Genomic DNA, 25,130 nt, shown 5'->3' with positions numbered 1-25,130 from the left:
CTCGTTTGTCTGATTTTTGTTTATCATACTAAACAAAAAGTGCAAAAAATTGTTTACTTCATTGTACAAAATTACGATTTGGAATTATAGTATGAGTATGGAACACTTGATCGAGCAATTCAGACATAAAGTCGCGCGAACACCGATGCATTTTGTGCGCAGTATCCATGACTCAATTCAGTGGAATGCGAGATTGATTGGCATTCGGGGCGCCCGCGGTGTCGGAAAAACCACCCTTCTTTTGCAGCACATCAAGCAGACATTCGCTCAGGATTTGAACAAGGTGCTCTATGTAAGTCTCGATAATTTATGGTTTTCTGATCATAGCCTTCTTGAACTGGCAGACAGCTTCGCAAAGAAGGGCGGAACGCATCTGTTCCTCGACGAAGTCCACCGATATCCAGGCTGGTCGCAAATCCTCAAGAATCTCTATGACGATTATCCGGAGCTCTTTATTACATTTACAGGTTCATCCCTTCTTCACCTTCTCGACGCCAAAGCGGATTTGAGCCGAAGGGCGGTTGTGTACACTATGCAAGGGCTTTCCTTCCGTGAGTATCTTGCACTTGCGGCAAACATGGCATTTCCGGCATTTTCGCTCGAGAAAATCCTAAGCGAGCATGAGGCTGTATCTGCTGAAATTGTCTCGCAGTTCAAGCCATTCCAGTTTTTCCCCGCATATCTTCAGACAGGATATTATCCGTATTTTGCTGAAGAACCCGACACCTATCCCTTGCGCCTTGAGGAGACTATCAATATGACGCTCGAGCTGGAACTGCCCCTTCTGCGCAGGCTCGATATTGCCTATGTTCCAAAACTCAAGCAGCTCTTGAGCATTATTGCCGAATCAGCTCCCTTCATTCCCAATATCTCAAAATTGAGCGAGAAGATAGGACTCAACCGACAGACAATGCTCACATATCTTGGATACCTTTCCGAAGCAAAACTTATTCGACCTTTGTATCGCGATGCGCATGGTGTCAGCGCTCTCCAGAAGCCCAACAAGCTTTTCCTCGAGAATACCAATCTGATGTATTTGTTCAGGAAACAAAGCGTAGATATTGGCAATGCCTGCGAGACATTTCTTGCAAACCAGCTTGCCTGCGGCCATGAGCTTTCCTTTGCCGATACAGGCGATTTCATCGTAGATGGCAACATCACTATCGAAGTTGGCGGCAAGAACAAAACGAGAAAGCAAATAAAGGACATACCTGACAGCTATGTTGCAGCGGACAATATCGAATATGGCTTTGGCAGAAAAATTCCGCTCTGGCTTTTTGGATTCTTATACTGATGCGGCGCCGCGCACATTTTTCGTACAAAAAATGTGGCGGCTGTTCAGGGCACAAAAAAACCCGGCGCAGGCGGCACATGCACCGGGCTCAAAGCTTCAAGCTAGTTCAGCCGAGAATCAGTATCTGCGGCTTCTGTAGCCAGCATCTTCCTTTTCGTAGCGGGGCTTCTCTTGCGCTTCGTTCACGCGGAGCTGGCGGCCCATGAATTCCTGGCCATTGAGTGCAGCAATTGCTGCATCGGCCGCTTCGGCGTTCTCCATTTCGACAAAGCCGAATCCCTTCGCCTTGCCGGTGAACCTGTCGACGATGATGTTCACGGTCGAAACTTCACCATACTGTGCAAAAAGATCCTGGAGCTGACGCTCGGAAGTGTTGTAATTCATGTTACCGACATAAATTTTCTTAGCCATTTCGGAAAAACCTCAAATCTTGGCGCTGTCATCACGACGGCGACCGGTTTGATCCGCCTAGGGCGAATCGGAAGCGATCACTAGGAAGCACAACGCCGCTCCGGCAGTCTTCAGAGGAGAAATTAGGAGTCTGTTTTGATTACTGTAGGTCTTTCCGAAAGAAAAACGAAGATGAGAAGTTCCGGCTTGTGCGTTTGCCGCCGTATGCGCGCCGGTGCTACGAAAGGAAAAACAATGCATTAAACAGCCAATTCCAACCTGAAAACTTACTGGAAGGCTCTTGTCCTTCCACAGTTTTCGCTTATCTAAAATCAATGTAAACCTTTTGTGCGGAGTCGTCAAGCGCGCCGCCCCCGAAATTGCCCCAAATAACCATGAAACCCGTCCTAAAACTCCAGAATTTGCATAAATTTATACAAACTTGACAAAGACCCCGCCATCGGTATAATCAAAATGACGGCATATTATCAAAAGGGAGGGGATATGGCACCATTCGTGTGGTACATCGTCCTTCCTCTTGCCGGTCTTATTCTAGGATGGATGATCCGCTGGCTTTATGCCAGATTTCAGCTCTCTTCCGCGGAACGGGAAGCGGAGCATGTTTTGCAGGATGCGATAAAAGAGGCGGAGGCCAAGAAAAAAGAGCTCCTGGTAGAAGCAAAAGATCAGATCATTCGAGAACGAAACCAGCAAGAGAGGGAATTACGCGACCGGAGAATCGAGCTGCAGAAATATGAGCGGCGCGTTCTCCTTAAGGAAGAGAACCTCGATGCCAAGCTTGCATCGATCGAGCGCATCGAGGCGAATCTCAAGAGCAGAGAAAATGCGATAGCTGAAAAAGAAGCATTTCTTGCAGGGCAGGAAGAGCGTTACGCAGCGGAACTCGAGCGCGTTTCGGGCTTTACTGCCGAAGAGGCCAAAAAGCTCATCATCCAGAACATGGAGAATGAAGCCCGCCACGACGCGCAGGTGCTCATCAATAAAATCGATCAGGAAGCCCAACTTACTGCCGATAAAAAGGCAAAAGATATCCTGCTCACAACAATTCAGCGCATAGCGACAGAATCCACGGCTGAATCGACTGTTTCTTCCGTGAGCCTTCCATCCGACGAAATGAAGGGCAGGATCATCGGGCGAGAGGGGCGTAACATTCGTACCCTCGAAACACTCACCGGCGTCGACATCATCATCGACGATACGCCGGAGGCGGTCGTCATTTCCTGCTTCGACCCCATTCAGCGCGAAATCGCCAAAATTTCGCTCGAGCGGCTCATCGCCGATGGGCGGATCCATCCTGCGCGCATCGAGGAGATGGTCCAGAAAGTCACGCGAGAAATTACCCAGAAGCTGTACGACGAGGGCGAAAAGGTCGTCTTCGACTTGGGCCTTCACAACATGGCCCCTGAACTCATCCGTGCGGTCGGGCGTCTCTATTACCGCACAAGCTACGGTCAGAACGTGCTCATGCACTCGAAGGAAGTAGCAGTCATTGCGGGTCTTCTTGCAGCCGAGCTGGGTCTCAACCGCGAGATAGCAAAACGCGGCGCTCTTCTGCATGATATCGGCAAAGGCATCGTCACCGACAGCGACATGAATCACGCCGAGATCGGCACCGAGATCGCCAAGAAGTTCGGCGAGGATCCGAGAGTCATCAACGCGATCGCCGCACACCACAACGACGTCGAGCCTACCTGCCCCGAGAGCGTCATCGTGCAGATCGCCGATGCCATTTCCGCGGCCCGGCCCGGCGCCCGCCGCGAGACCCTCGACAACTACATCAAGCGCCTTGAAGACCTCGAAGCAGTTGCCGAGAGCTTCTCCGGCGTCGAAAAAGCCTTTGCCATCCAGGCCGGCCGCGAACTGCGCATCATCGTCAACAACGAACAGATCTCCGATGACCAGGCCAAGGACCTCTGCAAGAGCATCGCCAAGAAAATCGAATCCGACCTGCGCTATCCCGGCAGGATCAAAGTGACCATCATTAGAGAAACCCGCATAGTGGAATACGCACGATGAGTTCTGTTACCGCAAATGTCCTCATGATCGGTGATATCGTGGGAGCGCCCGGCCTCCGGGCGCTTTTCACGTTTTTGCCCTCTCTTATAAAAAAAACCGAAGCCGACCTCGTCATCGCGAATGGCGAGAATGCCCTCAAAGGCTTTGGTATCGGCGAGGAAGAAATCGCCGCGATGCGCTCCTATGGCGTCGATGTCATCACAAGCGGCAACCACGTGTGGGAGCGCAAAGAAGCTGCCGATTTGCTCGAAGCCGAACCCGCGCTGTTAAGGCCCGCGAACTACCCTCGCAGCCTGCCCGGCAGGGGCGTTGCGCACGTAGAAGGGCAGGGCACCCCCGGCCTACCTGCCCCCACGCGAGCGAGCGGCGCTTCAGGCCGCTTCGAATGGCTTGTCGTCAACCTCCAGGGCCGCCGCGAACTGTACGACATCGACTGCCCCTTCGCAAAAGCCGACCAGATCCTCGCCAATGCTGCTCGCGAAAACGCCGGCGCCCTCATCGTTGTCGACTTCCACGCCGAATCCAACGAAGAAAAAGAAGCCCTTGCCTGGTACCTCGATGGCCGCGCCTCCATCGTCGCGGGCACCCATACCCACGTGCCCACCGCCGACGAGCGCACGCTTCCAAAAGGAACCGGCTACCTCACCGACCTTGGCATGACCGGCCCCGTCGACTCCGTCATCGGCATGAACGGCGACATTTGCGTCCGCCGCTTCCTCACCCAGATCCCCTACAAGATGGAGACCGCCGAGGGGAGCGCCGCCATCATGGGCGCGCTGTTCCGCATCGATCCGGAGAGCCGGCGTTGTGTGGGCATCGAGCGGGTGTACGAGAGCCTTTAGATAGTGTTCCGAACCTTGTGTAAAAACAGGGGCGCCCAATCCCGTATCCGTCCTCGCCCCCGGCCCATGAAAATTTCCAGCGTCGCCCCTTGACATTTTTGCGCGCGCCAGTATATATAACCCTCAGCGTGCGGCGATGGTGGAATTGGTAGACACGCTAGCTTGAGGTGCTAGTGCCGAGAGGCATGGAGGTTCAAGTCCTCTTCGCCGCATGATGAAAGGCTGCCCAGAACGGGCAGCCCTTTTTTTTTAAGAAAAGGGGTCAGACCCCAAATTTTAACTTTTGCGCCGGCGCGCGCAATTTAGGGTGCTTCAACTCGTGGGTAGACTTCCCTTTGGCTTTTGTTGTTGAGTTTTGATAAAAATGGTATGCTTTAAAATATGGTCGTGAGTTTTTCCAGTATTTATTCACTCATCTGGTATAGGCGAGGTCTTGCATGACTTCTGAAGCATTTTTGAGTAGGCATCGCGGAAGAAAGAATTGGGAAAAGTTGTTCATGGCAATCCTGTTTATAGCCGGCGATATTTTTTCTATTCTTTTCAGCTTTGGCACTGCCTTTTTTATAATCAATCTATTTAGAATGGAAGATATCGATTTTAAATCGTTTGTAACGTATTGGCCTTATTTGCCAGCTTTTTTGGTTGTTCTATACCTGCTGCACATGTATCCGGGTGTAAATATTTCGCACCAGGAGGAGCTCAGGCGCTTTGCGATCGCTTCCTTTATGGGACATGGTGGTATCATTCTTTCACTCTATATTCAGAATCATGAATTGGATATTTATTCCAGCGCTTTCGTGCTCTCATTTATTCTGAGCGTGCCGATTTTTCTGATGGGTCGCAGCGCTGTCAGGAAAATGTTCATCAAATTAAAATATTGGGGAATACCGGTTGTTGTCCTGGGCGCGGGGGTAACGGGTAGGATGCTGGTGGACAGGCTTCTGGACAAGCCTTCAATCGGATATAGGCCAGTTGTCATGCTCGACGATAATTCTGAACTTCAAGGAGAGTATCGGGGCATTCCTGTCCTAAAAGGCCTCGAATTGAGCATTCCTCTTGTCAAGGAATGCAACTTTGAGACAGCTCTAGTGGCAATGCCGGGAGTGGGCAGAGAGAGGCTTTCAGTCATAATCGCCGATTATGTGCGCAATTTTCGAAGCTATTTTTTAGTTCCAGATTATTTTGGTGTTACCAATCTTTGGATGTCGGTAAGAGATATCGATGGCATTCTCACTGTGCAGACCGAGCAGCAGCTGCTTCTTTCACATAATATTGTGCTAAAGCGCATTTTTGATATCGTTTTGTCATCTGTCGGGGGACTTGTTTTCCTTCCGCTTTGCATACTCATTGCAATTCTTATAAAACTCGATTCGCCAGGGCCAGTAATCTATACACACAGCCGGCGCGGAAAAGGCGGAAAGCTCTTTGAGTTACATAAATTCAGAACAATGCATCAAAATTCGAAGGAAATGCTCGAAAAAATGCTGCAAGAAAATCCTGATCTGCAAAAAGAATGGCAAGAAAATTTCAAGCTGAAAAAAGACCCGCGAATAACGCGTATCGGTATGCTTCTACGCAAAACAAGCCTTGATGAGCTTCCACAGCTTTGGAATGTGCTCAAAGGCGAGATGAGCCTGATCGGCCCTCGCCCAATAATTGATGATGAAATAGAAAAATACGGTGATAACTATGCCTTGCTTGCAAGTGTGAAGCCCGGTCTTTCCGGCTTATGGCAGATTTCTGGTCGCTCGGAAACCGACTATGAGGAGCGGGTTGCCATGGATATTTATTACATTCAAAGCTGGTCTTTATGGCTTGACCTCTATATTCTTTTCAAGACCTTTGCTGCGGTAATAGAAGGGAAAGGTGCATACTGATGCTGCAACGAACCATGCGGCGTGCTGCTAAATCCTGGCTTGCAGGCTGCATTGCTGTTTTGCTGCTGGGCTTGACATCTTTTGTCGCGGCCCAGCCTCTTCGCAATGTGCTACCCAACCTTGCAAGCAACGAGCTGGCAAGGCTCCTGGTAAGCGCGCCACTTCTTTTTGATGCCACCGATGAGGAGCAGGTTGAACACTTTATACCTTTATCAAAGAAGGCTATCTTTCGGCAATGGCTTACTGGTCAAGATGATGCCACGTGGCTCATTGGCGATATATTTTTGCTAGAAAATATAGGATTTTCTGAAAAGGACAGGCTGGATCTCGTCAATAATCTCGCACAGATTGAAACAATTGCTGGTGTTACCTATTACTCGGAAACAAGAAAAAAAACCACGGTGCTCTTCGATGATGTCTATCGTGTGGCTGCAGCAGGTTCTTCAAAAGCCCTCCCGAGCCTGCATTTTGAGAAATTGCCAGAAAGCCTCAGCTTTATTGCACATATCCAAGATGTAAATTTCGGCTCGACATGGTATTCAATTTCGATAGAGAACGCTCGCGACAGCGTTATGCTCACCCTTACCAATGCCAGACCTCTTGCGTATTTTGTCATAAAAGCATTCGATAAAAATGCCCTTGTCATGCAATTCATGATCTTTCCTGTAGACGAAGGACTTCTGGCGATCGGGCTTTGTTCTGCAACGCCTGGCAAAACAGTTTCTTCCATTGTTGATGTTTATTCGGCTCTTGAAAAGCGTATCAATGCAGTTCAGGGATGGGTAAGCCGGCGCGCTCAGCTTTTGCGCGCAACGCACACAGCGCTCAAGGACGAATCTTCTCAAAGAGGCTCCCCGTGATCGAACCTGTCAATGCCGACTTCAAAAAATCCAAAGTCTTGTATAATTTCTTTTTTTCCAGCCTGAGCACCTTCCTTAATATGGTAGTACCGCTTTTGACCTACCCCTACATAGCCCGCATTCTGGGGCCTGCAAATATGGGAAAACTCGGCGTTGCCGCTTCACTCACTAATTATTTTATTGTAGCAGCGTCCCTTGGGCTGCCTGTCTATGGCATGCGGGAAATTGCGCGTACCAGATCAGACAGAAAAACAATGGGAAACACTGCATCAGAACTGTTCATTATAAGCCTATTCTCTTCCGCAATAAGTACTATTGTATATACAATAATAATATATGTTGTTCCTCAATACAGGAATGACTTCGGGCTCTTTATTATTTTTGGCGCTACAATCATTACTTCGACGCTCTTTATTGAATGGTTTTTTCAGGGGATTGAGCAATTCCGCTATATCGGGCTGCGCAATGTATTCATAAAAGCAGCGTTCGTTATTTGCCTTTTTCTTATGGTAAAAAAAGAAAACGACTACAAAATATATGCTTTATTGTTTGTAGGTTCTTCATTTATTGCAATGGTAGTCAATGTGCTTTCTGCCACCCGATATGTCCGATTCAGTTTTAAAAGACTGAACCTGTTTCGGCATGTGGAACCGATGATTGTATTTGCGATTCTTTCCTTCTTGATTACGGCGTACACCAATTTGGATTTTCTGTTTCTTGGCCTCTTTTCGGACAATGTGCAGGCGGGCTTTTACTATATTTCGATTCGTCTTGCGCGGATGATCATTACATTCATTGCAACATTGAGTACGGTACTTATGCCAAAGCTCGCGGCCTCTGCTGATACGCGGCCAGAAGAGTTTAGAAGCATTCTCCGCTGGTCTGCCGATCTCATAGTATTGTTCGCCTTGCCTGCAGGAGCAGGGCTTTTTGCTGTTTCTGGAGATTTAGCAGTGGTCTTTGCAGGTAAGGCCTTCGCTGCCTCTGCTAGTTCTCTCAGAATCACCGCGTTCCTTGTGCCCGTGGTTGCTCTCTCCAATTTTTTGCAAATGCAAATTCTTATTCCACAAAAAAAAGAAAAGAAAATGCTCATATCTTTTTTTACAGGGCTTTTTGTCACTGGCGCAGCGATGGCGCTGCTTGTGCCAAGAACTGGTCAGATTGGTGCCGCCTGGGGGATGCTTGCAGGTGAGCTTTCGGTGCTCATTGTGCATACGCTACTATGCAACCGTTCTGATGCGCGTACTATTTTTGACAGAAAAACGTTTTTGCAATATTTCGCAGGTGCAATTCTGTGTGCGGCATTTGCGTATGGACCCGTTTTTTTTATGAACGGTGGGGCGGTCAGACTGCTAGTCTCAATAGTAGCAGGTTCATCAGCCTATTTTGTCTATTTAGTGATGCTTAAAAATGAACAGCTGTTGTCGCTGCTGCGATACATTCGCAAAAAGTAAGGATTGATCGGGAATGGCCAAGATTGCTGTCATCGTTTCGCCCAAAGGCATTTCGGACGCTGGAGGGGTAGAGCGCGTTATGTTCTATACGCGCCAGGTGCTCATCGCCCAAGGGTATTCAGTGCTGCTTCTGGATGCCCGTTTCTTGAGACATGCCAGCCTTGGACGCAGCGCATCATTCTTGCTCAAAGGCCGGTTCGGCTTTTTCTGGCAGTCGGCCTTGCTTTCATACTACGCACATACTTTCCGAAAAAAAGGAGCATTCGTCATTGGAAATGGCTACTCTGCATTTTTGGTAAAGGCCGATGTGCTGTTCTGCCACGGCTCGATGCATGGATATCGTGTGGCAAAAGCAGCGGGCTTGCAGATACCCCACACCTGGAAACTCAAACTTTTCGGCCTCGAAGAAATAATGGAAATGATCGCAGGGCAAAGAGCCAAAAAAGTTCTTGCGGTTTCGCCGCAGGCCGCTCGCGAGTGGCAGAAATATTACAGGACCGCTGCAAAAAAAATCCGAATTCTTCCCAATACAGTAGATACCATGCATTTCAAGCCTACAGCCGCCTCCAGTCGCTTGAGCAATCACAGTTCGAAGCCCTCACTGAAGGTTCTTTTTGTGGGACGCCTTGAATGGATGAAAGGAATCGACAGAATTAAGGCGTTTGCGGAATATTGTCTTGAACATCATCAGCCTGTCACCCTCACCCTTGTTTCACCCGACGCCCGTGGATCAGAAATCTTGCAGGTCTTGCCGAATATTTCTATACAAACGCGTGTTTCATATGCGCATTTGCCAGATTTATATGGTGCTTCGGATGTAGTTTATTTCCCTTCACGATACGAAGGCTTCGAGATGGTAACGCTCGAAGCCCTTGCATGCGGCATACCAGTCGTCGGAACACAAGTCGGCGCGATTGCCTACCTGCTGGACAGAAGTTTCCCTGGTGTCTATCATGCCGACACAAACAATTTTGCGCAATTGTACGATATACTTGCACACGCAGCCTCAGAGTGGAAAGACCTTGCTCGCAAACAGGAAATGCACCACGCAGTCGAACAGGAATTCGGCATTGCCCCGTGGAGCAGCCATCTTGCTGCGATAGTAGGAGAACCCGATGCATGAGCCATGCATTTCGGTGGTGGTGCCGACGTACAACAGAGCGCATTTGCTGGAAAAAACCTTGCCGACCTATCTCCAGCCTGAGATATTCGAACTCATTGTCGTCGACGATTGTTCGCTGGATGAGACGAGAGATACAGTGCTGCAGCTCGCACAGTCGGACAACCGCATTCGCTATCTGCGCAGTGAGCGGAATCTCAAACAGCCTCATGCAAAGAATCTGGGCATCCATGCCGCGCGCGCACCCTATATTTACTTCGGAGACGATGATGCACTTCTTCTACCAGGCTCCCTCAGCTTCTTGCTCGAGACATTGCACGCACAGAAAGCGGATATAGTAGGCGCCCGTGCACCGTATATGATAAAGGAAGAGGAAGTTCCCCATGCACAGGTCTTATATTCATTTGAGCACGCAAAAAAATTGATGCCCGCCGATTGGCAGACCATCATCAATCCCGTGACACTCCAGGCCCATTTTGATGCTGCATATGCCAAACCAATTGAAGTGCCTTTTGTGCACGCAGCCTTTCTCGTCTCGAAAAAGCTTGCGGAGGGCCTTCTCTTTGATGGAGCGTATACGGGCAATTGTTTCCGTGAAGAGACAGATTTTCTCATTCGCGCAAAGGCATCAGGGGCCAGAATATGGTACGACTCCCGCGCTGTCCAAGTGAATCTGCCAAGGGATATGGCGGGCGGAGGCGCACACACTGCCTCGGGCAATTTTGTCCTTCGCAAATTAAAAATCTTCATGTCCCAGGCTGAAAATAACTGGAGATTTCTGAATAAAAACCGCGCAGCACTGCGACAAGTCCTCGGCAACGATCTCTCACCAACTCTTCGCCAGAGCTTGTTCCTTGCTGAAATCGCCAAAGTAATCTTCAGCTATCCCTTGCGCAAGGTTACAGGTCATGAATTTTAAGGCTCTCTATATCCGCGGTGAGCGGGTAATCGCAGTACAAGGTGGTGCCGATATTGTCTCGCAGTCGGTGCTTGCAATGCTCAGACAATATTTCGAAGGAAACCTTGATGAACTGTATATCAATGAGCTCACTGCCGAACCCCTCACAAAAGGCAGGATTCTGATAGGTGCCCTCCATGGCTATTTCGAGCCATACGGGAAGAAAGAACAAAGCATCCTGATGGAGCGGCTGGCCGGTGTGGATTTTGTCTTTGTGGACCAGAGCGTATACGGAAGAGCCTGCGAAGATATCAGGCGCTTTGACAGCAAAATTCGTATTGCCGCGCTATTTCATAATATTGAAAGAAAATATTATGCACAAAGAGCGCTCAGGCTCTTCAGGATTCATAATCTGTTCCTTGTGCCTGCAATTATCAGAGCAGAAACAGCAGCAGTTGCCGCCGCAGACCTTGTTATTGCCGTATCGGAGAGGGAGGCCCGCATGATGTCCAGATTATATGGCCGAAAGCCGGACCTCATTGTGGCTGCACCTGTGCAAGATGTCTACACTGGCATCAATGCACATCGCCATCCAACCCATAGCTCAAATGATTTTGTCATGCTCTTTGTCGGCTCTGCCTTTCCCCCGAATCTGCATGGCATGCGATGGTTTGTGCGCAATGTCATGCCGAATGTGGATGGCAGACTGTTTATTGTCGGGCACGGATTCGAGCAGTACCGGCATGAACTTTCACGGAAAAATGTCGAAGTTGTCGGCTCAGTCGAAGACACAATAGCATGGTACCAGAAGGCACATTGCGTGGTTTCCCCGATATTTTGGGGCCAAGGAATAAAAGTAAAAACAGCGGAAGCCTACATGCATGGCAAGATTGTCATTGGGACACAAGAAGCATTTGCCGGCTATGATTATCTCCGTGCGGGCTCGATTCTGGCCAAAAAAAAAGCAGATTGGATCGAGGCACTGCGCAATCTCGATACGCGCGCCAGAGTTTGCGATGTATCATTTTGCCGCCAGGCCAGGACTTATTACGAGCAGGAATTATCCGTTGATGCCCAGTACAGGAAATTTTCAGCAGTTCTCGATCGAATTTTGTCCGGGGAACACGAATGAAAACGCCATTCATCAGCATTATCACCGCAACATATAACCGTGCACATACGCTTCCGGAACTCAAAAGGTCCATAGAAGCGCAGACATTCACGGATTTCGAATGGATAGTTATCGATGACGGCTCGACAGATGACACCCGGACCCTTCTGCGCGAGTGGGAGAACGAGCCCCAGCTCAATCTTGTCCATGTATACCAAGAAAATGGCGGCAAACACCGGGCATTGAACAAAGGAATTGGGCTTGCGAAGGGCTACTGGGTTTTCGTTGTCGACTCTGATGACCGGATTCCTCCTGATGCGCTGGCAACTATCCGAAATATTTCGTCCGAAATTGAAGATGCAGATAATATCGCGGGGCTCATCGGGCTGAAAGCGGATTTTAAAGGGAAGATTATCGGCGAAGCCTTGCCGGAAAATGTTCGCGTTGCCGATGCGCTATCGCTGACATACAAGTATGGAATTCGAGGCGACAAAGCTGAAGTATTCAAAACCGATATTTTGCGGCGATTTTCGTTTCCGGAATTTGAAGGAGAGAAATTCCTTACCGAAGCAGTTGTGTGGTACCGGATCGCAAGAGCTGGCTTCGGGCTGTATCTTGTCAATACGGTTCTTTATGAGGCACAGTACCATGCGGAAGGGCTTTCTTCCAGGAGCCTGAAGCTACGAACCACAAACATATTCGGGACGCTTTTATTTTATAAGGAAGAGATCGAAAAAGGTGGCTTGCCAATAGGGGGGATCCTGCGCGAATCGGCAAATTATGTGCGCTTTATGCTGCATGCAAAAACACAGGGCAAAGCAATTGCGGCCGTTGCCAACCTTCCGCTTTCTGCCAGGCTCTGGGTATGCTGCGCTTTTATTCCAGGGTGGATCGCCTGGCTTGTAGACACTATTTCGCTAAAAAGAATTGCAGCGCAGCAGTACGGGCAAGTAGCTGCGGTATCTGCTACCCTGCCTGTCAAGGTTCTCCATGTTATCAATTCGCTTGCACCAGGAGGGGCGGAGCGGCTCCTAGCGGAGCTTTTACCGCGCTTGCAAAGCCAGGGGGTGCAGAATTATGTGCTTGCGCTCGACGGCAGCAATGCAGTATTTGCCGAATCGCTGATCCATTCCGGAATCCCTGTGTTTTTTGCCTGTCAGAAGCCCAAGCAGCACAACGCGTCGAACCCCTATAATCCTGTTCATATTTTTTCAGTGCTGCGGATGATCAGGCGCATAGAACCGCATATTGTGCATTCGCACCTCGCGCCAAGCTTTCACTGGTGCGCGACAGCAAGTCTCGTTGCAAAAAGGCCGATCTATGTAACAACTGAACATGCAAGCCAAAACAATCGCATGCTCCTGCCTTTTTTCAGAGGCATTGAAACATTTTCCTATAGCCGCTACCAGGCGATTCTATGTGTGAGCAAAGCAGTAGCTGCTGCGCTGAAAGGCTGGCTGCATATAGTTTCCTCAAAAATAATTATCGCGCCAAATGGCGTAGACCCTGAAAAATTCGGGCTGCATATCGAGCCAGCAGTCGATGTCCTCGAACGCTTGCAAGGCAGAAAGGGCATTGCGATGACAGCCCGCTTTGTGCCTATAAAGGATCATGCAACAGCGTTGCGCACGCTTTCGCTTTTGCCGCAGCAATACGCACTCGTACTCGTAGGCGATGGTCCGGATCGCCAAGCTGTGGAGGATGAGGCTCGCAAGCTCGGCGTTTTCGACCGCTGCCTCTTTTTGGGTTCGCGGAACGACGTGCCACAAGTTTTGCGCGCATGCCAGCTCTATCTGCAGACATCAAAAAAAGAAGGCTTTGGCATTGCGGCATTGGAGGCGATGGCTTCAGGGTTACCTGTCGTCGCAAGCGATGTGAGCGGCCTGTCGGAGCTTGTGAAGGGAGCCGGACTACTGTTTCCGCAGGGCGATGCAAAAGCTGCAGCACAGGCTGTTTTGAAGCTTGGGTATCCGGAAGAACAGCAAAAAGCCATTCAGAATGGCCTTGAAAAAGTACAGCAGTATTCGCTGCACCGCAGTGCAAAAAATTATTCAAAATGTTATCATGATTTGTTAAAAAAACAGTGGCAATAAATGGAGAGTCAATGGAAAATACAAAAAACAGACTGCTCGCAATTTCGTATGAAATTGTGCCACTTGCTCTTGGTGTTGCCTTCAGTTTCAGCGATTATACCTATATAGGAGTGGCCATCATCCTTTTCACTTCTGCGTGGTATTTGCTTCTGAACTGGAAAGCCGTCCTTTCCGATAAATGGGCGCTCATGGTGCTAGGCTTTTTTCTTGCGATTGCGCTCAAAGATGGTCTTCTATATGCGATAGGCTCTGGCAGTTTCAAAGCTTTTGTAAAATCGGGATCGAGAGTATTCGTGCTTGGCGGCGCAGCAGGGCTTCTTAATGCATACACAAGACAAGAAATCGAAGATATTTTCGGAGCGGCGCTAGCCATACTGGCGGGCGCTGTTACCATCATAACTATTTTAATGCGCCTGGGAGTGATTCCATGGATCAATAATGCGAATACATTCGGAATGTCGTTTGTGTGGTTTCCTCTCTTTCTGGCCTACATAGTGCAAAAGAAAAGGAGGCAGCATGCAGCGGCGCTTTCATGGATGGTTTTGCTGGCTGGCTTCTCAATTGTGCTATTTGAAGCAATCGGAATGCGCGAGCAAGGTTCCAGAACTGCGCCGCTTGCTTTTTTGGTAGGATCTTTCTTTTTGCTGGCCTCAAATTCTAGAACACATGTACAAAGGCACCTTGGATATGTGCTCTTTTTTATGGCTATAATTGCCACTATCTATTTTTCTTTAACATTTGATGGTACAATAAATAAGCTGCTTGCCAATCGGCAGTATTTATGGAATGCGTTTGCACATAAAGGCCTTGAGCATATCTGGATCGGCTGGGGCTGGACCGATTCCGCAGATAATGTGCGCATGATCAATGACTATATGAAAAATACTCCATTCTACGAAGGATTCTTATCGAATGGCTTTGGTCCACATAATTCCATGCTGGCCATGTTTTTTGAAAATGGGCTTTTTGCGATTTTAGCATATTGCATGCTCATTTTTGCCAGAATCACTAAATCGACCAGTCCATTTGGTTTTTTTGATATTTCTTTAATGGTGTATATTGTATTCTTTTCGCTCGATGCGTTTGCGCCTGGGGGGCTCAGTTTTCTTGGCTTTTATCTAGGCATCTGCCTTTTGGCAGCGGATAAAAAGCGCGTTATGAGCAAAGATGGTGGAGACCGGCTTCTTACAGGCCGAGGCGTATGAGAATCCTTCAGCTCATTACGCGTTCCGAAGCCGGTGGCGCTCAGACTGTCGCGCGGACGCTTGCAGAAGGATTTGCAGCCCGCGGCCATACCGTCTCGATTGCATATGGCCCGGAAGGCGGCGAAGAAGCATGGCACGGCATTCCTGCAGGTATTGAGCGCATTGTTGTACCAAACCTGAAGCGTGCGCTTTCTCCTTTATGCGAGGTTCGCGCTCTTCTGGAAATTGCCACTATCTATCGCATCTGGAGGCCCGACATAGTGCACGTGCATACCTCAAAAGCCGCAGCCCTTGGTCGACTTGCATGGGGTATCCCGGCTTCGCATATTGTCTACACTATGCATGGATATGAGCAGCTCAAGATTGCCAACCCTTCATTTCTTGCATTCGATGCAATGCTGAAAAAAAGGTGCGGTGCTATTATTGCAGTATCAAAGCACGACCTTGCACTAATGCAGCATGATGGGTACAAGCCCCACTACATCTCCAATGGCGTGTCCGAGGCTAAGCTGGAGGGTGGCCTGCCTGTTTTTGTGAGCGCCAAAATGGCGAATATCCGCAAAGCAGGGCTTCCGGTTGCGCTTATGATTGCGCGAAACGCCCCCCCCAAGCGGGCCGATATCCTCCGACAAGCCGCGCAGCTGTTGGTTGGCGTAATGAGCATCGTCTGGATAGGAGGGGAGCCGTCCGCAGCTGATCCGCCCAACTTTTTTGCGCTGGGGACTGTGCCCGATGCAAGCGCCTTTCTGCGCTTTGCCGATATCTATGTTCTTATTTCGGACCATGAAGGCATGCCGGTGAGTATTCTCGAAGCATTTTCCGCAGGGCTTCCCGTTGTGGCATCGAGGGTAGGGGGTATTCCGGAGCTGCTGGGCATAGAAGCGGGCATTGCCGAGGGTGCTGCGCAAATAAAAAAGGAGGGCAAACCATATACAGAGACTGCGCGCGGTGTTCTAGTCGCGAACAACCCGGAGGCGCTTGCAAGCTCTCTTGGCATGCTTGCCAAAGACGCAGAGAAACGTGCTAAAATGGGAGCCGCAGCGCGAGAAAGTTGGCAAAACGAATATTCGGCCAACCACATGGTCGAACGCTACCAGGACGTGTACGCGGAACTCTTACGAACGTTGGGCTAGAACATACTTGGAGAGCCGGAAATAATGCATACCCCTTCGCGACAGAGCGCATTGCCTTGGGTTTTTCTCTTTATGCTTATTCTTGGAGCCAGCTTGTCGGCTCAAACTTCAGCTCAAACTTCGGGAGGGGAATTTCCCTCAGCATCTTCTCCGCCTGGCCAAAATACTGTTCGCTTCTTTCGCATAGAAGATGTCATCTATATCATCAAAGGCCGCACCCAGACCTATGCGCTTGCAAAACTCCTCAATATTCAAATTGGCAAAGTTTTTGATACATTTCAGGACTTGCGCCTCTACATCACAGAAAAAGAGCGCATATTAAAAGACAACAGGGTTTTCACCGAATCTTCCCACATCGATATTGAACTGCCCGAGACAGTGCCACCCAAACTGGCGCCCGGAGCTGAGGCAGCAGCCCCTTCCGTAGAGCCTCTCCCTGTCCGCATACATGTATATGTTGAAGATACGTGGACAGCCCTTGCTGTTCCATTTCCAAAATTCAGCGAAGCCGATGGCCTTTCCTTTGCACTGCGCTACAAAGACTTCAATTTCCTCGGGACATTGAATCCGATTACTGCTTCGGCTAATTATTATATCATAACAAAGACTTTCGATGTAGGTACGCAATTCGAAATTTACCCCGTAGCATTCGGCAGTACTTGGGATACTGCGTTATCAGGCAACCTTCGCTACAGCCCCGCCGCTGGGATACACATTTATGATTTTGCAGCCTCCATTAGCTCGGTTATAAAATTTAACAAATGGGGTCAGACCCCTTTTTTTAACTTTTCGCCCACTTTTTCCTATCAATACCATGATATTTACAAAGAACACATCGCCAATATTGCTCAGAATGTGAACTACGCCTTCGGGCGTGGGTTGAATTGGAATGCAGGGCTGAATACGGGTTATTCTTTTGACTCCATTGCAACGGCGCCGCATCAATGGAAAAATGCAGCCTATCTGGGTGTTTCCTTTCCGCTATTTCAGATGCCCGCTCAAGCAGTGTTTAGCCTTACCCTGAATTCGAATATTTTTTATAACATCAATTTAGCAGCTTTCAGCCCCTATGATGCCGGCCTCGGCTCAACCATTAGCCTTGGATACAGCGCGGTTGACTGGCTGGGCAATTTCCGGCGCGGCAGTTCTTTTAGCCTGTCCGAAACTTCAGCATGCTATATGCTGAAGCCATCGCCAGCCCGCGCATACGATTTGCTCATTGATGGGAGTGCCTCTTTTTTTACCTCATTCAAGAACCTTGCCGGGCTCGAGTTCAGGGCACTGGGCCGCTGGAACGCAAGCTGGACATTACTGGGCGACACTTCGTACCGCACCCAAGTTGAGTGGGGAAGCTATCTTCGCGGCATAAAGGCAACTTTGTACGGAGACATTGCTGCCATCGCCAACCTGCAATTTCCAATCAACTTTGCGCAGGGCCGATTTTTTAGCTGGTCCAAGCTCGAGGCCGAAGTCTTTATCATCCCCTTTGTCGACGCCGGCTACGTGCGGCCGACCCCCGCCCAACCACTCTGGGACCCTTCAAATCTGTACCTGGCAGGAGGGGCGGATTTTGTTATCTTTCCAGTATATGCGCGATCCTTCACATACCGGCTGTCTGTGGGCTACAATCTACTCGATCTGATAAGAACCAGAGCCCTGGATGCGGATAGCTTCGAGGTCTGGCTTGGCATCGGCTTGCATTTCTAGGAATTGCACGGGGACGGGACATGAGAAACACCACAGCATCCAGGAAAGTTTCAGAGAGCCTTAGGGCGGTCTGTTACCATGTCACACTCGCCGCCAGCAAGGACAACTTAGTCCGTCAACTCGATTATTTCGCTGCGCATTATGAATGTATCGATGAACAGAAGCTTGAGCGGTTTCTGGATGGCTCGCTGCAGCACACAAAGCCATTACTTATAATAAGCTTCGACGATGGCATGTTCGACAATTATGAAGTCGCAGCTCCCCTCTTGGAAGCACGGGGCTTGATTGGCTGGTTTTTAATTCCAGCGGGCCTTCCCGCAGTACCGGAGGCTGAGCAGCGTCAGTTTTGCCTGAACCACGGAATCAGCCTGCCAGAAGCCATAAAGCCGCCCATCGCCATGAATTGGACAGAAATTCAGGACCTTGCGCTCCGCGGCCATGTAATCGGCTGCCACACCCAGAGCCACATGCGAATGATAGGCGAAATTGATGATGCGACCATACGTCGAGAAATCTTCGCGGCAAAGCAGAGCATTGAGGCGCACCTTGGCAAACGAGTTGCATCCTTTGCATGGGTGGGCGGCGAGCCCCATACCTATAACAAAAAAGCATACAATGCATTGGTCGATGCCGGCTTTTCATATATTTTTTCGACACAATCTGCAATCTTTAAAAAAACCGAAGAGCCAGTGCAGCGCCCCGTTGTAATTCACCGCACCGTCCTCGATGCAGATATGCCGTATCACGTTTTCAGAGCCAAATTGGGTGGCCTGTCCGACTTTTTGCACAGAAAAAGACGCCGGACAAGCATGAACAATATGGGTTTAGGTAATTGATTGCAGCATAATGCATTGCAAGGATAGATAAAAGCAGGGAGCAGAACTGCGTGTGAAGGAGGGTGGTGGCATGAAACAATCAATAGATTTGCGCATCGTAATTGTTGTTGTTGTTCTACTTGCGGCGATAGCCCAGCAGGGAATCGCTCAGACAAACCCCAGCTCTGTGCAGAACGCATCATGGCGCCTCTCATTTACCGCAACCTTTGATGAAACATCCCGCAGCGCGAATCTTCTTTTGGAAAATGCCTCGAAACAATACAAAAACGGCATCGATGTGCAAAGGAACTATTTTTCCCGCCCGCCCCTGGCCGACTTCTCCATAGAAGCGGGGAGCGCCCTTCCAGGCGTACGCGGATTTGGAGTCGCCGCGCGCGTTGCAGTCAAACCCGAATGGCAGGGCGATTACTTCAGAAGCGACAACCTGCCCTTTGCAAACGGCGCGACAAGCGTGGAAGGCAACCTTTTCAGCCGCTCTGTCGTGTACTGGAAAACCCGATCGGCCGGTATCGCGTTCGGACGCGACCGGGTTGACTACAATGGCATACTCGAAGGCGGCCTTCTGTCTTCATCCCGGATCCCCTGGTACGATGCCCTGCGAGGATACGGCAAGCTCGGACGTTTTTCGCTCGACTCTATTATTGCGACGATTCCCGCAGTAAAAGCATGGGATGGAAATGATGTCCCGCTCGAGCCCGGATACGGATTCGAAACAGACAAAACCCCGACAACGATTGTCGAGGCAATGAGCAAAATCACATGGACCTTCGGGCCGCAGTCTTCCGGCGACAAAGAAAGCGCAGGAGCGGCATGGCCGGCGAGCTCACTTTCGCCGGGCCAGTTCAGCCTGAGCGCTGCGGACCACGCCATGCTGGCGCGCTACAACAACCGCTTCTATCTGACCGACCTTTTTCCGCTCATTTCGCGGCATCAGGCATCGGTGCCCCAGACGAACAATTCCATGGTGCTGACGGCAGCCTGGCAGCCTTTTTCGTGGCTTGCGCTCTCCGTCCAGGCGGGGTTCGATGATATCAATCTGAACGGTATAGGGGTATCAGATACCGCCACCCCGACAATCGATGCATATGTGCTGGGCGCCCGCTTCGCAGCCCCGCTGAAAATACCTGCGGCGCAGAAGGAGCAGAAAGCACAAGAAAAACGTGGCCTTTCAGCATTCAATACCGAACCTGCCGTTATCCATGCGTACATCGAAGCTGGCTCCACTCATTGGCTGTGGGGCAATTACGATGGCAGCCAGGCCCAGCCCAACGATGTCAACTATTTTCTGCGCTTTATCTATCGTTATCCGCGCTACCTCGGCGGGAGCATCCTCCTTCCGCTCACAAGCCCGTATGGGCCGGGCGTGCGCTGGATTTCCAGCCATGGCGAGATTGCCTTCGGACGGGCTACGGGCGCTCGGCAGGCTGGCGCATCCAGATGGGGCTTCTCCCTCGGCTACCGCCTTTTGTTCCTGGACCTCAATACCGAGGCGAACCTCATCGATACCAAAGTGTACAACAATACAACGACCGAGAATGCGCCGCGCAGCTACAACGTACTTGCCAGCATCCCCATCTCGTTGACCTTCGGTGCGCTTTGCGGCACAATTGAGCCCGCGTACCTCTGGCATGACGGCCAGAGCGCCTTCGAGCTCGAAATGAGTCTGTCATACCGTATTCTTGCAGGAACATATACAGGAACTGAACAATGAGACGTTTCCGCCGTACCTGCATCTGGCTTCTGCTCATGCTGGTTCCTTTTCTGCTCTCTGCACAAACCCGGACGCAGGGTGTCGCCGCAAAACTCTCCTTCGAAATCGGCGCGGGGGCTGTCCTGAATGAAGGCAGCTATGGGGAAGAAATCGAAAACAGAGGTCTCTCTCCGAACGGGTTTGCCGCTTTCTCGTTCGATGCGGGCTTCCTGGGATTTACAGGAAAACTTTCAGCGAATACCGATGGCAAGTACGCCCCATTTCTGGCCGACAATCCGAGCGGGACCCTCGGCAATATCTATTTCCTTATGGATGAGGGCGGGTTTTTCTCGCAGCTCGGGCCCGTAACCCTGAAAGCAGGCCGCTTCCGGAATTTCGACTATATCGATTCGCCCTATTCGCTCTTTATAAACTCGAACGGCATTTCTGCGCCCACCGCGAGCATCGCGTACGAAGGCCCCCTGTTTTTCTTCGAAACACGCTGGATCGGCCTTACCATTGATTCCTGGCAGAAAACCGACGCCTGGCCGTCAGGCTTCCCCGACCGAGCCATGAACCTGCATGTGTTCGGCATCCGCAGAGGCGACATGCGCATAGGCTTTCAGGAAGCCACCGTGTACTCCGGCAGCCGCTATTTCGACTATGAGTACTTTCTCAACCCCCTGCCGCAGATTTTCACCCAGTACGTGCGGGGGCAGGGAGGCGCCCCATGGTCCAGCGATTACGACGACAACTATGTCATGGGCTTTTTTGTCAATGTAAAAAAGCCCGGCAAATACAACCTTATAGCACAAGCATTTATCGATGATATGGGAATGTTTGGAATAGCAGGGTGGACCAACAACCCCTGGCAGGTGGCGCTCACGCTCGGCGCTTCCGTGGAAAAGCCGAGCGGCACCTGGGCGTTCAATATCGCCGGCGCGACAAAATATACCTTTGCCCCTTCCACCATGCGCAGCGGCACTGAAAGCACGCTGGCGTACGGATACACCTATTTCCCCGACACACGCTTCGACATCGGCTGGAACACCGCCGGATTCCAGCCTAAGGCAATCGCGACAGAAGACAACATGATTGGCTACAAATATGGCGAGAATAACCTCGCCCTTGAGCTCAGCTGGAACAAGGCATTTCCATTCGCGACACTCGCGTCTGCTTTCGAATTTAGGCTGGCCGGTTCCAACAGCCCCACCAACCCGTGGCAGGACCTCACCTATGATCCGCAATCCGGCTTCGAATGGCTCAACGACCCAGTGCTGGAAAAACGCTTTCTGCTCTCGCTGGGGGGAGAGAAGAGCGCCGGCCCCTGGCTCTTTTCTGCCTCGCTGACCGGAGGAATCGCTCTGGATGCGCTCGAACTCCGCCCCCCGAATCCGCCAACAGGCGGCTGGCCCGCAGGCGCCTCCCTTGTCGACCAGAAATCCTATATTTTCGCCCCTGTGGCCGGGAACACCAAGCCCCTCTTCCGACTGACACTCGGCATTGCCTATCGTTTTTTTAAATAAAGGGGTCAGACCCCCTTTTTTAAATATTATGAGAGATTTTTCCGACGGCATAAACATCGAGGCCCACCAGTCCTTCGAGAGCGCCCGCACTTCCTGGACCGCCCTCGAACAGAAAGGGCAGTGGTACCCTTTTCAGAGCTACGCATGGCTTGAAACCTGGTACAAGACCATAGGAATGGCGAACGGCTGGGAACTCAGGATTACCGAGCTCCGTTCCGGGACCTGCTCGATGCTGTTCCCCCTCGGTATCAGAAAGCAAAAGGGCCTGCGCAGCATGGAATGGCTCGGCTATGGCGTGTCGGATTACGCAGGCCCCCTCTATGACCGTTTCGAACCGGCCCTCATGCCCGACATTCTGAATGCTCTGCACGCTGCTGCTCGCGCTGCATCCTGCGATGTGCTATACCTCGACCGGATACCTGCCTTCTGTATCGACGGCTCGCCGAATCCATTTTTCAGCAGAGAGTTCAGACGACTGCACTATTCAGCCTACGCCCGTCGGTTCGATGCAGCCAAGCTTCCTGCCCACACCCTCAGCTCCAAAGAACGCTACAACCTGCGTCGGGCCGAGAAAAAACTCTCGGAAAACAGCAGCATGCGCTTTATCGTCGCTGAAAGCCCTGAAGAGCGCGAAACCCTCACCCGCCACATGATCCAGCAAAAACGCGCACGCTTTGCCCAGATGCGCGTGCCCGATAATTTTGCCATTCCGGGATTTGCAGAATTCTATCTTCAAGCATCTCAGCAGCCGGCTTTGCCGGTGCACATCAGCGCACTCATGAAAGAAGAAAGCCCCCTTGCCCTACACTGGGGTCTTGTTCAGCCACCCCGCTTTTTTTACCTCATGCCCTCATTTCTCATGGATGCAGATGTGAGCAGATATTCGCCCGGCAGTCTTCTGCTCATGCATTTGTTTGAAACCGCGCTTGCTCGGGGCTGTACTTTTTTCGACTTTGCCAATGGCGATGAACCCTATAAGAAAAAGTGGTGCACCATCGAAATGCCCCTCATGTATTACCGCGCACCCATCTCGGCCAAAGGCTGGCCCACCTTCCTTCTATCCGACCTCCTTGAAACAATAAAACGCAGCCCCCTCAAGCCCGCCCTCCAAAAGTTAAAAATAGGGGTCAGACCCCTTTTCTTAAATTTTTAAAATTTGGGGTCAGACCCCAATTTTTAACTTTTGCGCCGGCGCGCGAACGCCGCTGCGCCGCCGTACCCAGCCACCCCCCCAGTGTTAACTTGGGGTCACGGGCTGACTTCCGAAGATTGCCGCGACTTCTCTTTACACCCATTTCCGAATCAGCTAAATTAAAACAATGAGCCAGTCATCAAACAGCCCCAAGGCGCCCCATTCCAAAGAGTCACCTTCCAAACAGTCGCATCCCAACCCGCCCCCCTCCAAAACGCCCGCCCACGTCCCGGAAGGAGCGAGCTTTCTCGTCCGCCTCGACCCACTCGAATGCGCTAAAAAGGTACTCATACCAGGCCACCGCTTCGAACCCTTCCATTCCTACAGAATTTCCATACCACGCCTCGAAATACGCCTGCCCGACGCCTCGCCGCTGCCCAAAAAGAATATTGTGCTGCCCTATAATGAAATACTTCGCTTCCACAATCTTCTGAATTTCATGGACATTTTCTATATGCTGGAAGAAATGTACCCCGGCAACTTCCCCGCCGACCTCGCCCAAGCTTCCCAAGCCTTCGATAGACTGATCCGCCTGTCCGTCTTCGACCTCGAGCCACTTTTCCCGGGCGGCATCCAGCAAGGCAGCTATGTGCGCCTCTCAGTGCAACGCTATCAAAAGGGCATCTTCACCGCCGCCCCCGTCACGCCGCAAGAAGCCTCGCGCCTCGATCGCGAGGCGTGGTTTTCCGCAATGGATGCAGCCTTCGCCAGAGCCTTTGACGAGCTGAAATTCCCCCGCCGCAACGATACGCTTCTCTCGCTTGTCTATCGCTATGGCGGCGAAGCCCTCTATGTGAACCCCGCCGCCGCCCTCGTCGATTATCTAGATGCAGGGCGAGCCGCCGAAATTATTTACTTTGGAGGCGAGAATCTCATCTGGAAGAAAGGAGTCGATCCCGAGCATATCGTTCTTTCCGGACTCGATGCGTATGGCACCGGGAGCAGAAAGCCGGGCAAGGCCGCCTCCGCAGCTCGCGCCACCAGCACCCCAACCTCAGCCGCGCCCGCAAGAGTAGAAAATCCCGCCGCCGCCGCGGCTTGTGCCCCCACGCAAATGCCCGACGCTCGCCCAGCCAGCGCTGCCCCCGCCAAGACCAGCAACTCTGCCAGCGCAGCCCCGCCTAAGACCGCTCCAGCCCAAACCAACGGAGCCTCTTCCGAGGCCGCCCGCCCCATCGCACCCGTTCGCGCCCCAGCCATCCCCCGCAAAGGCCGAAAACCCTCGCTCAAAGCCCGCCTGAACCGATTTTTCGAAGCGTACGAATTCGCCTTCAACGCCGACGAAATCAAAGCCCTCATGCTCGATATGGCCTACCGCGGCACCACCCTCCAAGACCTCTGGGACCGATTTTTCGAATCCTCACCCCAGTGGACAGTCTTCCCCGAGGCGGCTGACGAACTTATCGACCTCATAGAAGACTATTGCGACGAAGCGCTCGCAAACTACGACCCCGAACGCGACGGATTCGGCGAAATGCGCGCTGCCCTTGTCGACATCTACGCCAACTACATCGCCTGGATGCGCAAACTCGACACCAAACTCCGCTCCCCCGAAGACCTCCCCATAGAAAAATTCACCGAGCTCGCCAACCTCATCGGCGTCCTCAACGAATTCATGCTCCTCATGAACTCCCCAGCGAAAGGCCGCCCAGGCGACCCCTCGGAGCGCGAAGTACTCGAACAATTCTTTGACTCAGTCGACTACATGCGACAAGCCGTCACCGACCTCGAACACGAAATCGAAACAATCGCGCTGCGCAAACGCAAACGATAGTAGTTAAAACCAGGGGTCAGACCCCTTTTCTTAAATTTTGGCTCTTCAGTAAATCCTATGGGTACGGTGACAAAGCAAGGGGTTTCAGCCA

19 protein-coding genes and 1 tRNA gene are annotated in these 25,130 nt (G+C 51.1%); 19 read left to right on the top strand and 1 reads right to left on the bottom strand.

Features of this window, described 5'->3' with window-relative positions; translation table 11 throughout:
- Positions 1–97 precede the first annotated feature (97 nt).
- Entirely contained in the window at positions 98–1,294 is a 1,197-nt protein-coding gene (locus GAP13_RS00280; RefSeq protein WP_158905023.1) for an ATP-binding protein, read from the top strand.
- Between the two features lie 117 nt (positions 1,295–1,411).
- Here GAP13_RS00280 and rbp read toward each other — a convergent pair whose 3' ends face one another.
- Positions 1,412–1,705 (bottom strand): RNA-binding regulator, encoded by a 294-nt coding sequence (gene rbp, locus GAP13_RS00275; protein WP_158905021.1) that lies wholly within the window; start codon positions 1,703–1,705, stop codon positions 1,412–1,414.
- 483 nt (positions 1,706–2,188) lie between these two features.
- Between rbp and rny the strand changes: the two genes are divergently transcribed.
- From rny to GAP13_RS00185, 18 genes are all read left to right on the top strand, one after another.
- A complete protein-coding gene (rny, locus tag GAP13_RS00270) occupies positions 2,189–3,721 on the top strand; it encodes a ribonuclease Y (protein ID WP_158905019.1) in 1,533 nt (510 codons plus the stop codon).
- Positions 3,718–4,563: a TIGR00282 family metallophosphoesterase gene (locus GAP13_RS00265; RefSeq protein WP_158905017.1), complete on the top strand. Its 846-nt coding sequence runs from the start codon at positions 3,718–3,720 to the stop codon at positions 4,561–4,563. The genes rny and GAP13_RS00265 overlap by 4 nt, the downstream gene beginning before the upstream one ends.
- Before the next feature lie 130 nt (positions 4,564–4,693).
- Positions 4,694–4,775 (top strand) — tRNA-Leu (locus GAP13_RS00260).
- Between the two features lie 225 nt (positions 4,776–5,000).
- Positions 5,001–6,440: an undecaprenyl-phosphate galactose phosphotransferase WbaP gene (gene wbaP / locus GAP13_RS00255; RefSeq protein ID WP_371709263.1), complete on the top strand. Its 1,440-nt coding sequence runs from the start codon at positions 5,001–5,003 to the stop codon at positions 6,438–6,440.
- The gene (locus tag GAP13_RS00250; protein ID WP_158905013.1) at positions 6,440–7,300 is read left to right on the top strand and encodes a DUF6675 family protein; all 861 of its coding nucleotides are present in this window, start codon (positions 6,440–6,442) and stop codon (positions 7,298–7,300) included. Before wbaP ends, GAP13_RS00250 begins: the two co-directional genes overlap by 1 nt.
- A complete protein-coding gene (locus GAP13_RS00245; protein WP_158905011.1) occupies positions 7,297–8,754 on the top strand; it encodes a flippase in 1,458 nt (485 codons plus the stop codon). Before GAP13_RS00250 ends, GAP13_RS00245 begins: the two co-directional genes overlap by 4 nt.
- A gap of 13 nt (positions 8,755–8,767) precedes the next feature.
- Positions 8,768–9,877, top strand: coding sequence for a glycosyltransferase family 4 protein (locus GAP13_RS00240; RefSeq protein WP_158905009.1), 1,110 nt, complete (start codon positions 8,768–8,770; stop codon positions 9,875–9,877).
- Positions 9,870–10,793, top strand: coding sequence for a glycosyltransferase family 2 protein (locus GAP13_RS00235; protein WP_158905007.1), 924 nt, complete (start codon positions 9,870–9,872; stop codon positions 10,791–10,793). Before GAP13_RS00240 ends, GAP13_RS00235 begins: the two co-directional genes overlap by 8 nt.
- Positions 10,783–11,904 (top strand): glycosyltransferase, encoded by a 1,122-nt coding sequence (locus tag GAP13_RS00230; RefSeq protein WP_158905005.1) that lies wholly within the window; start codon positions 10,783–10,785, stop codon positions 11,902–11,904. The genes GAP13_RS00235 and GAP13_RS00230 overlap by 11 nt, the downstream gene beginning before the upstream one ends.
- Positions 11,901–13,976 carry a glycosyltransferase gene (locus GAP13_RS00225; RefSeq protein ID WP_158905003.1) on the top strand — a complete coding sequence of 692 codons (2,076 nt, stop codon included), beginning with the start codon at positions 11,901–11,903 and terminating at the stop codon, positions 13,974–13,976. Before GAP13_RS00230 ends, GAP13_RS00225 begins: the two co-directional genes overlap by 4 nt.
- An 11-nt stretch (positions 13,977–13,987) precedes the next feature.
- On the top strand, positions 13,988–15,181 hold the full coding sequence (locus GAP13_RS00220; protein ID WP_158905001.1) for an O-antigen ligase family protein: 1,194 nt from the start codon (positions 13,988–13,990) through the stop codon (positions 15,179–15,181).
- The gene (locus GAP13_RS13150) at positions 15,178–16,314 is read left to right on the top strand and encodes a glycosyltransferase (RefSeq protein WP_158904999.1); all 1,137 of its coding nucleotides are present in this window, start codon (positions 15,178–15,180) and stop codon (positions 16,312–16,314) included. The genes GAP13_RS00220 and GAP13_RS13150 overlap by 4 nt, the downstream gene beginning before the upstream one ends.
- A gap of 24 nt (positions 16,315–16,338) precedes the next feature.
- Positions 16,339–18,021 carry a BamA/TamA family outer membrane protein gene (locus tag GAP13_RS00210; RefSeq protein WP_158904997.1) on the top strand — a complete coding sequence of 561 codons (1,683 nt, stop codon included), beginning with the start codon at positions 16,339–16,341 and terminating at the stop codon, positions 18,019–18,021.
- A gap of 20 nt (positions 18,022–18,041) precedes the next feature.
- A complete protein-coding gene (locus tag GAP13_RS00205) occupies positions 18,042–18,857 on the top strand; it encodes a polysaccharide deacetylase family protein (protein WP_158904995.1) in 816 nt (271 codons plus the stop codon).
- Positions 18,858–18,927: 70 nt separating this feature from the next.
- Complete coding sequence (locus GAP13_RS00200; RefSeq protein WP_158904993.1) at positions 18,928–20,568, top strand: hypothetical protein; 1,641 nt, start codon at positions 18,928–18,930, stop codon at positions 20,566–20,568.
- The gene (locus GAP13_RS00195) at positions 20,565–22,073 is read left to right on the top strand and encodes a hypothetical protein (RefSeq protein ID WP_158904991.1); all 1,509 of its coding nucleotides are present in this window, start codon (positions 20,565–20,567) and stop codon (positions 22,071–22,073) included. The genes GAP13_RS00200 and GAP13_RS00195 overlap by 4 nt, the downstream gene beginning before the upstream one ends.
- 28 nt (positions 22,074–22,101) lie before the next feature.
- A complete protein-coding gene (locus tag GAP13_RS00190) occupies positions 22,102–23,226 on the top strand; it encodes a GNAT family N-acetyltransferase (protein ID WP_158904989.1) in 1,125 nt (374 codons plus the stop codon).
- A 166-nt stretch (positions 23,227–23,392) separates the two neighbouring features.
- On the top strand, positions 23,393–25,039 hold the full coding sequence (locus GAP13_RS00185; protein ID WP_158904987.1) for a hypothetical protein: 1,647 nt from the start codon (positions 23,393–23,395) through the stop codon (positions 25,037–25,039).
- Positions 25,040–25,130: the final 91 nt, after the last annotated feature.

The organism is Rectinema subterraneum, assembly GCA_009768935.1.
Taxonomy (GTDB): domain Bacteria; phylum Spirochaetota; class Spirochaetia; order Treponematales; family Rectinemataceae; genus Rectinema; species Rectinema subterraneum.
This window is presented reverse-complemented; position numbering and strand designations above follow the sequence as displayed.